The organism is Gemmobacter serpentinus (genome assembly GCF_008973825.1).
GTDB classification, from domain to species: domain Bacteria; phylum Pseudomonadota; class Alphaproteobacteria; order Rhodobacterales; family Rhodobacteraceae; genus Gemmobacter; species Gemmobacter serpentinus.
Map to the genome: position 1 here is coordinate 172,609 of NZ_WCHR01000016.1, position 15,854 is coordinate 188,462.

At 64.0% G+C, this 15,854-nt stretch carries 12 protein-coding genes; 4 read left to right on the forward strand and 8 right to left on the reverse strand.

What is annotated here, in order from left to right:
* Positions 1-6: 6 nt before the first annotated feature.
* Positions 7-870, forward strand: coding sequence for a ribokinase (locus GBJ34_RS09095; protein WP_151718952.1), 864 nt, complete (start codon positions 7-9; stop codon positions 868-870).
* Here the strand turns inward: GBJ34_RS09095 and addA are convergent.
* From addA to regB, 7 genes are all read right to left on the reverse strand, one after another.
* The gene (gene addA, locus GBJ34_RS09100) at positions 862-4,167 is read right to left on the reverse strand and encodes a double-strand break repair helicase AddA (protein WP_151719160.1); all 3,306 of its coding nucleotides are present in this window, start codon (positions 4,165-4,167) and stop codon (positions 862-864) included. The genes GBJ34_RS09095 and addA overlap by 9 nt on opposite strands.
* Positions 4,160-7,108 carry a double-strand break repair protein AddB gene (addB, locus tag GBJ34_RS09105; protein WP_151718953.1) on the reverse strand — a complete coding sequence of 983 codons (2,949 nt, stop codon included), beginning with the start codon at positions 7,106-7,108 and terminating at the stop codon, positions 4,160-4,162. Before addB ends, addA begins: the two co-directional genes overlap by 8 nt.
* Positions 7,101-7,796 carry a nucleotidyltransferase family protein gene (locus tag GBJ34_RS09110; protein ID WP_151718954.1) on the reverse strand — a complete coding sequence of 232 codons (696 nt, stop codon included), beginning with the start codon at positions 7,794-7,796 and terminating at the stop codon, positions 7,101-7,103. Before GBJ34_RS09110 ends, addB begins: the two co-directional genes overlap by 8 nt.
* On the reverse strand, positions 7,775-8,782 hold the full coding sequence (locus GBJ34_RS09115; protein ID WP_151718955.1) for an aminoglycoside phosphotransferase family protein: 1,008 nt from the start codon (positions 8,780-8,782) through the stop codon (positions 7,775-7,777). The genes GBJ34_RS09110 and GBJ34_RS09115 overlap by 22 nt, the downstream gene beginning before the upstream one ends.
* Positions 8,779-9,231, reverse strand: a complete 453-nt coding sequence (gene tsaE / locus GBJ34_RS09120) for a tRNA (adenosine(37)-N6)-threonylcarbamoyltransferase complex ATPase subunit type 1 TsaE (RefSeq protein ID WP_151718956.1) — start codon at positions 9,229-9,231, stop codon at positions 8,779-8,781. The genes GBJ34_RS09115 and tsaE overlap by 4 nt, the downstream gene beginning before the upstream one ends.
* A 60-nt stretch (positions 9,232-9,291) precedes the next feature.
* Positions 9,292-10,893 carry a PAS-domain containing protein gene (locus GBJ34_RS09125; RefSeq protein WP_151718957.1) on the reverse strand — a complete coding sequence of 534 codons (1,602 nt, stop codon included), beginning with the start codon at positions 10,891-10,893 and terminating at the stop codon, positions 9,292-9,294.
* Positions 10,894-10,973: 80 nt separating this feature from the next.
* Positions 10,974-12,320: a sensor histidine kinase RegB gene (gene regB, locus GBJ34_RS09130; protein ID WP_151718958.1), complete on the reverse strand. Its 1,347-nt coding sequence runs from the start codon at positions 12,318-12,320 to the stop codon at positions 10,974-10,976.
* Positions 12,321-12,527: 207 nt separating this feature from the next.
* Between regB and GBJ34_RS09135 the strand changes: the two genes are divergently transcribed.
* Positions 12,528-13,094: an ActR/PrrA/RegA family redox response regulator transcription factor gene (locus GBJ34_RS09135; RefSeq protein ID WP_151719161.1), complete on the forward strand. Its 567-nt coding sequence runs from the start codon at positions 12,528-12,530 to the stop codon at positions 13,092-13,094.
* A 99-nt stretch (positions 13,095-13,193) separates the two neighbouring features.
* A complete protein-coding gene (locus GBJ34_RS09140; RefSeq protein WP_151718959.1) occupies positions 13,194-13,502 on the forward strand; it encodes an H-NS histone family protein in 309 nt (102 codons plus the stop codon).
* 136 nt (positions 13,503-13,638) lie between these two features.
* On the opposite strand, the gene GBJ34_RS09145 is transcribed toward GBJ34_RS09140, so the two are convergent.
* Positions 13,639-14,646: a LacI family DNA-binding transcriptional regulator gene (locus tag GBJ34_RS09145; RefSeq protein ID WP_151718960.1), complete on the reverse strand. Its 1,008-nt coding sequence runs from the start codon at positions 14,644-14,646 to the stop codon at positions 13,639-13,641.
* A 149-nt stretch (positions 14,647-14,795) separates the two neighbouring features.
* Here GBJ34_RS09145 and GBJ34_RS09150 point away from each other — a divergent pair, with 149 nt between their 5' ends.
* Positions 14,796-15,854 carry a sugar phosphate isomerase/epimerase family protein gene (locus tag GBJ34_RS09150; protein WP_151718961.1) on the forward strand — a complete coding sequence of 353 codons (1,059 nt, stop codon included), beginning with the start codon at positions 14,796-14,798 and terminating at the stop codon, positions 15,852-15,854.

A 15,854-nucleotide genomic window follows, 5' to 3' on the forward strand; every position in this document is an offset into this window, starting at 1 on the left:
GGCTGCATGACGATTTACAATCTGGGTTCGATCAATATCGACCATGTTTACCGCGTGCCGCACCTGCCCGCCCCGGGCGAGACGCTGTCTGCGCTGGCCTATGATCAGGGGCTCGGCGGCAAGGGGGCTAATCAATCGGTCGCGGCAGCCCGCGCAGGTGCCCATGTCATCCATATCGGGGCTATCGGGCCGAACAGTGACTGGGTTCGCGATGATCTGCGCCGTTACGGCGTGGATCTTGCTGCGCTGTCAGTGCTGGATATGGCAACCGGCCACGCCATCATCAATGTCGATCCGGCGGCAGAGAATGCCATCGTGATCTATCCTGGCACCAATCGGGCCCTGACCGCCGGGATGGTCGAAGCCGCCTTGGCGGTGGCGCAGCCGGGCGATACGCTGTTGATCCAGAATGAAACCTCTGCCCAAGCCGAGGCTGCGGCGCTGGCCGCTGCGCGGGGCCTGAGGGTGATCTATTCCGCCGCCCCTTTCGAGATTGATGCGGTGCAGGCCATCCTGCCACATGTCTCGCTTCTGGTGATGAATGAGGGCGAGGCTGAACAATTGCGGACGGCGCTTGGTGCGCTGCCGCCGCTTGATTGCATCATCACCAAGGGTGCCAAGGGTGCAGAGTGGATTTCTGCCGGATCAGAGCCGCTTTTCGTGCCTGCCTTCAAGGTGGATCCGGTCGATACCACTGGCGCGGGCGATACCTTTATCGGCACGCTGGCCGCGGCGCTTGACCTTGGCATGACGCGCGAGGATGCGATGCGCCAGGCCTCGGCCGCCTCTGCCCTGCAGGTCACGCGCGCGGGGGCCGCACAGGCCATTCCTGCGCGATCAGAGGTCGAAATCTTTCTCGCCTCATACTGACGCAATCGGCATCAACTGAGCTTGCGCTGTCCACAGGATGGCACATTCGATCTGGTGGTGCGGATAGATCTGCCGCAGCGCATGGGCATAGGCCCGCATTTGCCGCAGCAGCCCTTCGGGCACCTCCGCCTCGGTCTTGGGCACCAGACGGTTCGATTTGTAATCGATGATCAGCGCGCGATCCGCGGTCAGGACCAGCCGGTCAATGGTGCCGACCAGCCGCTCGCCCTCATATTCCGCTGTCACCGAGACTTCCAGAAGGGCTGGCTGCGCAAAAAGCGCGGCCAGTTCGGGCTGCGCCAGCAGCGCATTCACCTCGGCCAGCAATTCCTTGCGCAAGGCGGCATCCGGCACCAACGGCTCTGCGATCGGGGGCCAATCGGTGGGGGCGATCCCCGGCAGATGCTCCAAAAGAAGATGCAGCATGGTGCCACGCAGGCGCGCGGCCTCGCCCTCCTCGGGTTCATTGTCCGAGAGCAGCACCTTGGCCCCGCCAAGCGCCGAGGCGCTGCGCGGTTTCAGCCCTGGATCGGGCAGGGGGGCCGCCCGCAAGGCCCAATCAGGCAGGGCGGAATCGGGTGCCGTTTCCGCCGTATCAGAGACGCTTTCCCCTAGCGGCCAATCGCCCAACGCATAGCGCAGCACGCCATCCTTGCCCGGTTGCGCTCCAAGCGCCTCCGCCCCCTTGCGGATCAGGTCATACCACGCCGGGTCCTTGTCACCGCCATTCTTCTGCGAGGCCAGATTGCCCGCCGCCGCGACGATCAGCCAGCTTTGCGCCCGCGTCAGCGCGACATAAAGCAGCCGCGTCGATTCTGCCTTGGCGCGATCCGCCCGCTCGCGGCGCAAGGAGGTGACCGCTTCGGGGCTTTCTGCAGCCGGCGTGCGCCAAAGCGCCGTTTCGCCAAAGGGATAGATTTCGTCGCGATCATTGGCGCGGGTATCGGCGGTGTCGGGCAGGATGACAATGGGTGCCTCCAGCCCCTTGGCACCATGCACGGTCATCACCCGGATCTTGCGCCCGCCGCTTTCCATCTGGCGCTTCACCTGCACGTCGTCGGATTGCAGCCAGGTCAGAAATCCGGTCAGGCTCGGCACATCGCTGCGCTCGTAGGCCATGGCCTGTGACAGCAATTCGTCAATGCCATCCTCTGCCTCGGCGCCCAGACGGGCCAGAAACTTGCGCCGCCCGTCATGCCGGGTCAGCGCGCGTTCCAGCAGTTCAAACGGGCGCAGATAATCGGCGTGATTGCGCAAATCCTGCAGGATAGAGACGATTTCAGTGTGATCGGGGTTGTTGCGCAATGCTTCCCACAGGTACCCCTTGCGGGGCTGCGCCAATGCGTAAAGCCCGGCCTCATCCAGCCCCAGCAGGGGCGAGCGCAGGCATTCCGCCAGCGCCAGATCGTCCTCCGGCATGGTCAGAAAGGCCAGAAGCGAGATCAGATCCTTCACCGCCATCTCGCCGCCCAGATGCAGCCGGTCTGCCCCGGCAATGGGCAGACCTGCCGCCTTGCAGGCACGGATCACCTCGGTGAACAGCGGGGAACGCCGCCGCACCAGAATAAGGATATCGCCGGCATGAACCGGGCGCATGGTGCCACGATCCGGGATCAGCGTGCCGGCGGCCAGGATCTCCGCGATGCGGCTGGCCACGCGACGGCCCAGTTCGGCGGCGTGATGTTCGCCCGTCACCAGATCGACCGGATCGGCCCAATCCTCATCCTCGGGGTTGGCAGAAGGTTCGATCGGCGGCCAGATTTCGATCCGTCCCGGCATGTCTTCGTTGAAGGCGATATGCGCCGATGGCCCGCCCAGATCGGGATGCAGCGCTTCGGAAAAGGTGCGGTCGACCAGATCCAGAATGGCCGGGGAGGACCGGAAGGAATGCCTCAATTCCAGCGATTGGAACGGGGCGCCGATGGTGTCCAACTGGCTCTGGAACTGCGCGCGCATCCGGGCAAAGCCGGTGACATCGGCCCCCTGAAACGAATAGATCGACTGTTTCTGATCGCCGACCACAAAGATCGTGCGATCCAGATCGCGGGCACCGGCCCCCGAGGTGAACTCCTGCGCCAGCAGCTCGATCACCGCCCATTGGTCGGGCGAGGTGTCCTGCGCCTCGTCGACCAGGATATGGTCGATGCCGCCATCCAGCCGGAACAGCACCCATTGCGCCACAGCAGGATCGGTGAGCAACGCCTTGGCGCGGGCGATCAGATCGTCGAAATCCAACGCCCCGCGCAGCATCTTGCGCCGCTCATAAAGCGGCAGGAAGGCACCCGCAAAGCGGTGCAGCACCCGCATCCGCTCGGAGGCCAGCAGGGCGGTGCGGCGCGGGCGCGCGGCCTCAACCCGCCGCATCAGGTTGGCAAGGCGTTCCCCAAGCAGGTCGCCAAGTGCCGTGCGGGTGTCCTTGGTGGGCAGGGTTTCGGTCTTGGCGGTAAAGGGTGCCATGGTGTTGGCACCAAACAGGAACAGCCCTTCCAGCGCAGACAATGTGCCCAGATCGGGTTGGGCGAAGTTCAGCGCGGCCAGGCGATCCGCCAGTTTCACATCGGTCGCCTTGCCGCGCGCGATGATCTCCAGCGCATCCGGCATCCAGGCGGCCTCATCCCCCAGGAACACCTCGGCCAGAAGGGTTTCGGCACTGTCATCCCCGCGCAATCCAAAGGCCTGCTTCGCCTCGGCGGCGGATTTGGCTGGCAACAGCAGATCGGAATGCGCGGCCACTTCGGCTGCCAACTGACCGAAATCCTCGCCGGTATAAAGCGCGGCCATTTCGGCGATCACATCGGGGGCGATCTGGGCGGCAAGTTCCTCGATGATCTCCTCGCGCAGCAATTTGGCGGCGCGGTCGTCCAACTCGGTGAATTGCGGCGACACCCTCGCCTCAAGCGGAAAGCGCCGCAACAGAGACGCACAGAAGCTGTGGATGGTCTGGATCCGCAAGCCCCCCGGCGTCTCGATGGCGCGGGCAAACAGCCGCCGCGCATCGGCTAATGTTTCCTGTGAAACATCGGCACCTTCGCCGAGCTCTTCCAGGGCCTGCCGCAATGCGGCTTCGGGTTTCATCGCCCAGGCTCCCAGCCGGGCAAACAGCCGGTTCTGCATCTCTGATGCTGCGGCCTTTGTATAGGTCAGACACAGGATGCGCGCGGGATCGACACCCGCCAGCAGCAGCCGCGCCACGCGGTCGGTCAGCACCCGGGTCTTGCCCGACCCGGCATTGGCCGAAAGCCAGGTCGACCAGCCCGGACGGGCTGCCGTCACCTGGCGCGAGGAGGCATCATGCATCGTCACGTCTTGCCTCCGATAAGGTCACGGGCTGCGCCGCATCGGTCATTTCCCATTCGCCAAAACGCGACAGATGATCGTAATCGCCGGGAAAAAGCGTCTCGAACATGGCCCTTCGGGCGGTATAGCCGGTCTCCGGCACCATATATCTGCCGATCAGGCGATGGAGATCGGCCCAGGTGCCCGCGATCAGATCGGGCTCCATCGCGGTCGAGACGATCTTGGGGCTGCTGCCCAGCCCGACATAGCTGATCCTCGCCACCTCGGACGGGCCAAGTTGGCGAAACCCACCCTGTTCGGCCATGCAGGCCGCCAGCAAGAGCTGCTTGTCGAAGGTCTTTTGCTGCGCCTCGGTCGGGGGCGTGCCGGTTTTGTAGTCGATGATATGCAGCCGCCCGTCGGGCAGGGCGTCGATCCGGTCAGGCGTGCCGGACAGGGTGAAATCCAGCCCGTCCAGCCGGGTCTTGCCCTTTTCTTCCAGCATGACCGGCACACCGCCATCGGCACCGTCATGGGCCAGAAAGAAATCGGCGGCCCGCGCCATCCGCGCCTGCCACAACAACCGCGCGGCGGGCCAAGGCACGTCATCCGCCAGCACCGATTCAGTTACTTGCAGCAGAAGTGCCTTCGCCGCAACAGGGTCGGCCGGGCGTGGTTGGCGCACGAAACTTTCCAGAATGCGGTGCAGGGTGGATCCGCGCAGTCGTGCATCTGGGTCACGATGCAGGGGCTCCAGTTTGAATAGCCGCAAGATGTAGCGGGCATAGATGTCATAGGGGTTTCGGATCAAAGTGGCGATCCGGGTCAACGCCAATTCGCGCGGCCGCGCCGCAACCGGCGGGCGCGGAGAGGGACGAGGAGCCAGCGGCATTGACGCGGCAGGCTGTTCCAGCCGGTCGGCCAGATGCAGCCAATCCCGTCCTCGGGCGCGCATCGCAGCCAACGCCTGTGGCCCGCCCTGATCCGGCAAGCCGTCCAACAGGTTTGTCAGCCGGTTCAGCCAGCGCGACGCCACGGTCTCGGCTTCCGCATCGCGGCGCGCGCGCGACAGCACGACGCGGGGGGCGGCGATGGCCTGTTGATAGTCATGCGCCGACAGGCCGATCAACCGATCGGGCAGGCTTAGACCCGCATCCTTGCGCATCTTGCGGTTCAGCCAAGGGTCGGGGCTGGGCAGTTTCGGCCACAAGCCGTCATTCAGCCCCGCCATGATCACCAGATCGGCACCGCTGACGCGCGCCTCCAGCGTGCCCCAGACCATAATGCCGGGATGGGCCCCGCGATCCTCGCGAATCTCGCCGGTTTGCAGCACGGAATCAAACAGATTGCGGTAATCATGCACCGCCAGAACGCCCGCTGCCCCGGCCTCTTGCCGCAGATCGGCAATGACGCGGGCGGCCTCCTGCCCCGCGGCCTTGTCCCACAAGCCGCCGCTGCCATCGCCCCATGGCCCGCGTGCCAGTGTTTCTGCCAGTGTGACATGATGCGCCAGATGATCCGGCAGCGGTCGTGGCAGCAGGGTTTCCAGCCCGTCGGTGGCAGTGATGATCCATTCGGCCCAAGCGGCCGCCTCGGCCTCTTTCCGGGTGCTGGCCCATTGGCGCAGGCTGTCCGGCGTCGGAAAGGGCGGGCCATTGCGGCGCAGCGACAGTTCCAGCTCGCGCGTCAGCAAAAGATGGGTTCCGCGCCCGGTGCTGGAGGCGGTCAGCGGGTGTTTCAGCAGCGTCAGCAGCGCCGCAGAGGTCAGTTTTTGGCCGAACAGAGCCGAAATATGCCGCAGCAGCCGCCCCGGTGGGCTGAGAGGCAGGGGCACCCCGGCGGAATCGTCAGGCGTGATGCCCCAGCGGTCGAGGGCCGCCTCAACCTGCCGCGTCAGGGTGCGGTCTGGGGTGATCAGCGCCGCGCGTTGGCCCTTTTCGGCGGCGTCACGCAGGATCAGTGCCAGCGCCAATGCCTCATCCCGGGGGCTGTCGGCCTCGATCAGCGTCAGATCCTTGCAAGCCCCGGTCAGATCGGTCAGGTGCTGGCCCTCGCTCAGCCATTGGTCGGTGACGGGTGCGGGGCGCAGCGACAGCGAGATCAGCCGGTTGCGTGCCGGGCAGGGCGCGGCGCTTGCGGTCCAGCGCGCAACGTCACCCGGACCAAGGCCCAACACATCCATCATCTTGCGAAAGCGGTATTGCGGATGATCCTCGGCGGTCAGCGCGTCCGACATGCCCGCCCAGATCGCGGTCGGCTGGTCAAAATCATAGCCCGGCAGGATGATCGCACCCTGGGGCTGCGCGGCGACCAGTCGCATCAGTCGCAAGGTGGTGCCGCGCGATCCGGTCGAACCCGCAATCAGGATCGGATCGGCGGGCGGGCGCGCCGCCCATTCGGTTTGCAGCGCGTCGATCACCCGTTGCAGCTTGGCCTGCGGATCGGGATTGGCCTCGTCGGCAAAGAACGGCCCGACGATGCGCATGAAACTTTGTGTCCGCGCCCAATGCGCCGAATGGTTGGAGACATCAAGGGCACCAATCTGATCCGGCGTGATACCCTCGCCCTGCATTTCATCGAGAAGCCCCGCCAGGCTATCGGCCAGATCGAACAGCGCGGCGCGTGGTGCCAGATCGGGTTGCGCGTCCAACAAGCCCAGGACAAGCTGCATCAGTTCCAACCGACGGCGCAGTTTCGGCGCGGCGGCGGGGATGCCAAAGCGCGCGCCTTCCGCGGACAGGTCTGTGACCAGCCGCAGGCGCGGCAGGAAATGCGCGCCCTCTGCCGTCAGGATCTCGGTCACACGGCGGCGCATCCGCTGGGTGTTCAGAAACAGCGTGACCCGCGCCATCGCCTCGGGCGGCTGCCCGATCATGCGGGCCTGCAAGCCGCGCACCAATTCGCGCGGGAAGTCGATACCGGGCGGCAGGGCGTATAGTCGGGGCGAGGATGCGTCAAACATCGGCCAGCAGCCGCTCTGCCTCGGCAATGCCTTCGGGGCGACCGACATCGGCGCATCCGCCTTGATGCAGCACACCAAAGGCGCGGCCGCGCGCAATCGCATCATCCCAGAGCCGATTGAGCGAAAAGGCGCGATCCGGGATTTCATCCAGCCGATCGGTGCGGCTGATATGGGCACCGATATAGCTGAAGCCGGGCTGTCCCTTGGCCCGGCTGATCCGGCCATGCGCATCCATCAGGAAATCCCCCGTTCCGCGATGGGCGGTAAACTGCCCGGCGGGCAGCAGCAGCAGCAGCACGTCCATATCCTCGGGCCGCCAGGCGGTCAGAAGCTGTTGTAACGGGTTCGCCCCGGTCCAGACGCCATCGCTGTTCATCACGAAAACCGGGTCGGATTGCAGCAAGGGCCTTGCCGCGCGCAGGCCCCCGCCGGTTTCCAGGATTTCGGCGGTCTCATCCGCAATCAGGATCTCTGGCCGATCTGCCAGATGGCTGCGGATCTGGTCGGCCAGATAATGGACATTGACCACGGTCCGGTCCAGCGGCACGGCGCGGGCCTGATCCAGAGCGTGATCAAGCAAGGTGCGCCCGGCGACCGGGATCAGCGGCTTGGGGCGGCTGGCGGTCAGCGGCCCCATCCGGGTGCCAAAGCCCGCGGCAAACAGCATCAGGGCGCGGGGATAGGGCATAGGGCTTTGATCCGGTTCAGATTTTCGGGTGTGGGTTCGGGCAGGTCACGGGCGCAGATGGTGGCGAGCGGGGCAAGTGCGGGATGTGCAAGATTGCGTTGCAGCTGGCCCCAGACCCGCGGGATCAGCGCCAGATAGCCGGGTTTGCCGCCAAACATGCAAAGCCGTGCGAAGATGCCGATGATGCGCAGGGCGCGCTGCGCGCCCAGCACCGCATAGGCGGCGTCGAAGGCGGATCCAGCCCCGATCCGGTCGCGGAACCCGTCGCGTGTTGCGATTTCGATTGCCGCTGGCACGTCGCGGCGGGCGTCTTGCAGCAACGAGACCAGATCATAGCCGGGCTGCCCCATCTGGCCGAGCTGGAAATCCAGCAATCCGACGCGGGCGAGGCCCTGCCGGTCTGGCAGCCAAAGCAGGTTTTCGGCGTGATAGTCCCGCAGGATCAGCACGCGCGGCCCGTCGGCGTGGCGTTGCAGCAATCCGGTCAGCGTTGCGATGAAAGGGCCGCTATCGCCCACTGACCCGGTGACGCCGCGACGATACCAGTCATAGGCGAACCCCGCAGCTGCGGCCCAGTCATGGGCGCTGAGATCGGGCAGGCCATTTGGCGCGGGGCTGGCCTGAAGATGCGCCAGAACCCCGGCAGCCTCGTGATAGAGCGCGGGTTCCTGCGCGGGATCACGCTCCAGCAGGCGGGCGAAAATCGCATCGCCCAGATCCTCCAGCAGCAGAAAGCCATTGCTCAGATCTTCCGCAAGGATCGCGGGTGCCGAAAGGCCAAGGCCGCGCAAATGCCGCGCCATGGCGATGAAATCGGCGGGATCATCGCCCTTGCCGGGCGGGGCATCCATCAGGACAGCGGATTTTGGGCCAAGGCGCAGCCGGTCATAGCTGCGATCCGAGGCATCGCCGGCCAGAAAGCCGCGCTGGGCGGCACCCCATCCCGCGCGCTGCACAAAGGCGTCGGAAAGCGCGCGGCGGTTCATGGAAGAAGGTCTTTCAGCAGAGGATGGTCGGCGGGCGTGAAATGCAGCAGACGTCCTTCGCCCTGAAGGCTGAACGTCAGATGCAGCGCGGTCTCGGGGGCCAGACTGCCCAGGCGATCCGGCCATTCGATCAGGCAGATCGCATCGCGAAAAGCGGCTTCAAGCCCCAGTTCGATCACCTCATCGGGATGCGCGAGCCGGTAGAGATCGGCGTGCCAGATATCACCCGAAGCATCTTCATAGGTCTGCACAAGGGTGAAGCTGGGCGAGGGAACTTCGATATCCGCCCCCAGCCTTGCGCGGATCAGCGCGCGGGCGAAATGGGTTTTGCCGGCACCGATCTGGCCCGAAAGCAACAGCACATCACCCGGTGCCAGCCGCGCGGCAAACCGGGCGGCGAGGGCAGAGGTTGCCGCATCATCGGGCAGGAACAGACCGTCATCCAACATGCGGGCAGTTTTAGCCGCCACGCCCGCCACCGCAAGCCGAGATGCAAGCCCCGATAGCGGTCAGGCGCGTTTCAGAAGGGCGTCGAATTCCAGCTGCAGATGGGCATCGGCATAATAGGGTTCGTGCCGCGCCTCGCCGCGCAGGGCGGTGTCAAATCGGATCATCGTGGCCTCGGCGGGCAGCTTGAGCACCCGGCAATGCACCAACCGCCCATCCAGCAGCCGCACCTCACCCATCAGCGTATCGCCTTGCCGGGCGCTGTCGCAAAATTCTGCAACCTCGGCCCAGAATGGATTTGGGGCAGAGTTTTGTCGCCAGTGATCGGCGATGGCGGCCAGGCTTCCGGCATCAAGCGTGCCGCCGGGGTCGTGGTCCCAAAGGGTTGAATATTGGCTATTGGCCATGACCAGCCGGTTGCCTGCACCAAAGACCGCAATCGCGCTGTCCACCGCATCCAGCACGGATTGGCCCAATTCCAGATCGGCGCGATAGCGGCGGATGCGCGACACCTCGGTCGAGATATCCTCAAACATCAGGGCCAGCGCCCCATTGGGATGCGGTCGGCCGGTCAGGCGATAGGTCTGGCCGGAAGGCAGGCTCCATGTTTCTTCATACATGCCCGAGGCTGCGGCCTGTTCCAGATCGGCCATCTGCTTGCGCCAGCTACGATAATCCTTGGGTTCCGGGATCATGCTGCGACTCCGCATCGCATCGAGAAAGGCGAAAAGCGTGGGCCGTGACGACAGGAAATCGATCGGCAATTCACACAGATCCAGCAAGGCCGGGTTGAACAGCGCAAGCTGGCGCTGCCGGTCAAATACCGCAAGCCCGATGGGCAGATGCGCAAAGGTTTTGGTCAGGGTCTGGGTAAATTCGCTGAGCGCGGTTTCGGCCTGCACCAGCGCATCGACCGGCTGCGCGAAATGCAGCCTTGTATCGCCCGCTTCGGTCACCGACACCTCGAACCAGCGCGTCGCCCCATCATTTTGGGTCAGTTTGCGGCGCTGGCGAATGGTATCCTGCCCAGGTGGCACCGCATCAAACAGCGGCGGCAATGGCCAGGCCAGATCCTCCCCCGCCGGAAGGCGATGGATAAGCATGTCCAGATATTGCCCATTGGCCCAGGTGATCTCTCCCTCCGCAGATTCGCGCCAGACCAGCAGCGGCATCGCGTGCAGGACCTGGCGCACCTGGCCCAGTTCGCTGCGGATGCTGCTTTGGATCAGCAGATCCTGACCGCCGGTGAGGCTGGCGCTTTCGGATTGCTGAAGTGACAGACGGGTGATGCCCCCGCGCAATTCAGCCTCCAGCGTCAGCCAACTGCCATCGGGTTGGGCGGCGGTGATCTGGATCGCGCCCTCTTCCTCCAGCTGCGCAAGCTGGGTTTCGACACCCGGAAAGCGGGGCAAGAGATAGGCCAGAAGGCGCTGCTGAGCGGTGCCGGATGTGGCCCCCTGCGAGAGAAGCGCCCGGGCCTGCGGGGTGGCGTCCAGCAGGATATCCTGATCGAAGAGGAAACAGGTGCCTCCGATCCGGTCGAGGAAGATCGTGCCATTCTGGGGATCTGCACGCTGTTGCAGGGCGGCCAGGACAAAGACGCTACCAAGGGCGACAAGGCCACAGGTCAGCACTAGCATGACGGAGGGTGCCCAGGCGATCATGTTGGTCCTCAAGCCGGTCTTGGTTCCGATCAGCTTGCGGCGAGAAGGTTAATGTAGGGTTAAGCAACCCTGTAACCACCTTAGGCGTTCAAAGGGTTCTGTCCCAAGGGACCGTCAGCTGCCACGATCCGCTCCAGCGGCCAGACCAGTTCGACGATGGCGCCGGTGCTGCCCTCGCCGCTGGCATTGGCAAAGGATATGCGGGCGCCGGTGCGTTCCAGCAGGGTTTTCGCGATGAAAAGGCCCAGCCCCATCCCCTCATAGCCCGGGCGCAGGTTGGGCTCGCTGGACCTGCGGTTGCGCATGAAGGGCTCGCCCAAGCGACCGATGGCCTGAGCCGGATAGCCTGGCCCATCATCCCTGATGCGCAGGCGCAGACGCGCCGGACCCCATTCTGCGCTGACCCAGACCTGGCTGTCGGCGAAATCCACCGCGTTCTGGATCAGGTTGCGCAGGCCATGGATGATCTCGGGGTGACGCTGCACCTGTGGCGGGCGCTGGGCGGGGGCGGCAGGCAGGATCTGGAAGTCGATCTGCTTGCCGCGTCCCATATGGGGCTCTGCCGCCTCGCGCAGCAGGGCATCCAGCGTGGTCTGACGCAGTTGCAGATCGTCGCGCCCGGCGCGGCCCATGCCGCGCAGGATTTCGCGGCAGCGATCGGCCTGATCGCGGATCAGTTCGGCATCGGCGCGTTGATCGCCCGTCAGCTCGTCCATCATCTCTGTGCTGACCAGCTTGATCGTGGCCAGCGGGGTGCCCAGCTCATGCGCGGCAGCAGCCACTACCCCCCCCAGATCCGTGAGCTTTTGGGCCCTTGCCAGCGCCATCTGGGTGGCTAGCAAGGCATCCTGCATCCGATGGATCTCGGCCGAGACGCGATGGGCATAGGCCCCAAGGAACGCAATGCCAATCACAACGGCAAGCCAGAAGCCAAAGGCAAACAGGCTTGGCAGGCTGAAATGCCGCCCCTCAGGCAGCGTTAGCGGCAGATAGGTCACCGACAGGACCGAGACGCAGACAATGGCGACGCAGCCAAGAAAGAAGGTGACGCGGGCCGAAAGCGCGGTGGCCGAAATGGTGACGGGTGCCACGATCAGCAGGATGAACGGATTGGTCAGACCGCCTGTCAGCCAGAGCAAGAGTGCAAGCTGTGCCAGATCGAACATCAGGGTCAGGAAAACCTGATGTTCATTCAGCCGGATACTTTCGGGAAACAGGAAAACCAGCACCAGATTGACGATGATCGAGGCACCAACGACCAGCGCGCAAAGCCCCAGCGGAAAGCCGATTTCGAACACGGAATGCGCGATCAACAGCGTAACGATCTGCCCGGTGATCGCGGCCCAGCGGATCAGGATCAGGGTGCGCAGATGCAGCACGCCTTCATCGGCGACTTGCGGCAGGTCGGATCGAATGCTGTGCGGCATGGTGCCTGTCCCGTAACAACTGATGATGCCTGGCCTAATGGTCGGGCGACAACGGATCAATGCGCCGCGTTGCCGCCAATGCCCGCCACAACCCAGGATCGGGTGTTGCGGGGCGATCTGCAACGGTCCGGGGGCGGGAAAATTGACCTTGCCCCAGAACGGGCCTAGGGTTTTCGCAAAATGACGGGACCTTGAAGGGAATTGATGATGGGCGATGATCTGGAAATGGATCTGGGGCCGGATCTGGGGTCGGACCGCTCGCTTCTGCTGGTTGATGATGATGAGGCGTTCGTGAAACGGCTGGCGCGCGCGATGGAGAAGCGGGGTTTCCAGCCCGACACCGCCGAAAGCGTGGCTGCGGGCAAGGCCATCGCGCAATCGCGGCCACCGGCCTATGCCGTGGTCGATCTGCGTCTGGAAGACGGCAATGGTCTGGATGTGGTGGAGGCATTGCGCGAACGTCGCCCCGATTGCCGCATTGTCGTATTGACCGGCTATGGTGCCATTGCGACTGCCGTGGCGGCGGTCAAGATCGGCGCGATTGATTATCTGTCGAAGCCCGCCGATGCCAATGAGATCACAAATGCCTTGCTGGCGCGGGGCGAGGCCTTGCCTGCGCCGCCGGAAAACCCGATGTCGGCAGACCGCGTGCGGTGGGAGCATATCCAGCGTGTTTATGAAATGTGCGACCGCAATGTTTCTGAAACTGCACGGCGATTGAATATGCATCGGCGCACCTTGCAGCGGATCCTGGCAAAGCGCGGCCCCAAATAAGTTGTCCTGATCGGGCAATGCGCATATAATTGCAGGTCCAATGCGCGTGAAATAAAGACAATGATTGTCTCAGGCGCAGATCCGGAAAGGGACTAACGGATGGACCTCAATGCACTTTCGTTGAAAGAGCTTAAAGATTTGCAATCGCAGGTGGCAAAAGCAATCGCTTCCTACGAGGATCGTAAAAAGAAAGAAGCCGTGGCTGAGCTTGAAGACCGGGCACGCCAGATGGGCTTCACCCTGTCTGAACTTCTGGGCACGCCGGTGACACGCAAGCGTGTGGCCGCAACGGCAAAATATGCCAATCCCGAAAATCCGTCAGAGACCTGGTCGGGTCGCGGGCGCAAGCCGCGCTGGTATGAGGCGGCGCTGAATGCCGGGCGTTCGCCCGAAGATCTGGCGATCTGATCGCGGCGATCTTTGTCGCGCTCGGACTGGGGCCGCGGGGAAGGTTGTCCATTAGAATTGCGTCTGCCCACAAATTGGGCAGGTGCGATTTCAAACCGGCAGGAAGCGCCGTACCAGAATTGGCAGATATGGGCGATCAGATCGCAAGCGGCGCGGTGCTGGCGCGGATCAGCAATTCCACCGGCAGGATCGTGTCGCCATCTGCCTGACTTTCGCCGCGCAATTGTGCGAGCAGGCGTTCCGCGGCCAGGCGCCCGATTTCGGCGCGCGGCTGATGAATGGTGGTCAAGGGCGGCGCGATATGGGCGATCAGTTCGATATCGTCAAAACCAACGACCGATACATCGCCGGGCACGGAAAGCCCATGGCGCTGCACTTCGCCGATAAAGCCACAAGCCATCGCATCAGAAGCCAGAAATACGGCTGTGGGGCGGCTGTCGCGCGGTTGCGTCAGCCATTGACCAGCCGCCTGGCGCCCGGAATCGAGCGAGAAATCGCCCTGATATACGGCCTCATCCGGGAAGGGCAGGCCTGCCTCGGCAAGCCTGTCGCGCACGCCGCCAATCCGCGCCTCGGTCAGCACGTTGTTCGCCGGCCCGGTGACATGGCCGATGCGGCGATGGCCAAGATCCAGCAGATGGCCGACCGCAACCCCCGCTGCCGCCCGGTTGTCGATCTTGACCCGCGCGGCAGGCAGGCCCGGCACCCATTCGCAGGCCTGCACCACGGGCACCCGCCCGGGTTCCAGCGCGACCATGGGGAAATTGCCATCCAGCACGATCAGCCCATCGGCGCGCGACGGCTCGGCATAGTCCAGTAAGAGGTCGGGGCCGGCGCCGGTCGTATCGGCGACAAGAAGGTTATAGCCCGCCGGCCCCAGAACCGATGCGATGCCCGAAAGAATCTGCGAAAAGAACGGGTTGGCCAGATTGGGCACCAGTGCCACAATGCCGCCCGTGCGCTGGTGGCGCAGGTTGCGCGCGGCAAGGTTCATCCGATAGCCGGTCGCCTCGATCGCGGCATGAACGGCGGCACGGGTGTCTTCGCTGACCATATCGGGATTGGACAGGGCACGGCTGACCGTGGCGGTAGAGACCCCCGCCAGCCGGGCAACATCGCGAAGTTTTGGCCGGTCGTGCTTCATGTCGTCTCTTCTAGGACGCCGTGGCGCGGCCCTCAATCGCCATTTCCGATGCCGCGCGCATTTCAGCGCAAGAATTATCTTGCAACCGATTACATCGTCTGTCTATCCTTGTTGCAACCGATTACATTATGCCTTGGGGGAGGGGTGTGATGCAGACGATCAAGGGGCCTGGCCTGTTTCTTGCACAATTTGCGGGGGATGTGGCACCGTTCAACTCTTTGCCTGCGATAGCAAAATGGGCGGCCGATATCGGCTATATTGGGGTGCAGATCCCAAGTTGGGATCGCCGTCTGATCGACCTCGATCTTGCCGCCACCTCGCAGGATTACTGCGACGAGGTGAAGGGCATCTGTGCCGAGGCCGGGGTGGAAGTCACCGAATTGTCGACCCATCTTCAGGGCCAGCTTGTCGCGACCCATCCGGCCTATGATCTGATGTTTGACGGCTTTGCCGCCCCAGAGGTGCGTGGCAATCCGACGGCGCGTCAGGCCTGGGCGGTGGATCAGGTGAAGAAGGCGCTGACGGCCTCGCGCCGCATGGGGCTTGATCGGAAGGTTTCGTTCTCTGGCGCGCTGGCATGGCCCTATGTCTATCCCTGGCCGCAGCGCCCCGCAGGACTGGTCGAGGAAGCCTTTGACGAATTGGCCCGGCGCTGGCTGCCGATCCTCGACCATGCGGAAGATCAGGGCGTTGATATCTGCTATGAGATTCATCCCGGCGAAGATCTGCATGATGGCATCAGCTATGAGATGTTTCTGGAGCGGGTCGGCAACCACGCCCGGGCCTGCATGTTGTATGATCCGTCGCATTATGTGCTGCAGAACATGGATTATCTGGCCCATATCGACATCTATCACGAGCGGATCCGCATGTTCCATGTGAAGGATGCGGAACTGAATCCGACGGGGCGGCAAGGCGTCTATGGCGGCTTCCAGTCCTGGGTGAACCGGGCCGGGCGCTTCCGTAGCCTCGGTGATGGGCAGGTTGATTTCGGGGCCGTCTTCTCCAAACTGACGCAATACGGCTTTGATGGCTGGGCGGTGGTGGAATGGGAATGCTGCCTGAAGCACCCCGAAGACGGGGCCCGGGAAGGCGCGGCCTTCGTGAAGGATCATATCATCCGCGTCACCGAAAAAGCCTTTGATGATTTTGCCGATGCAGGCACCGATCGCATGACCAATCGGCGCATCCTCGGGCTGGAGGTCTGA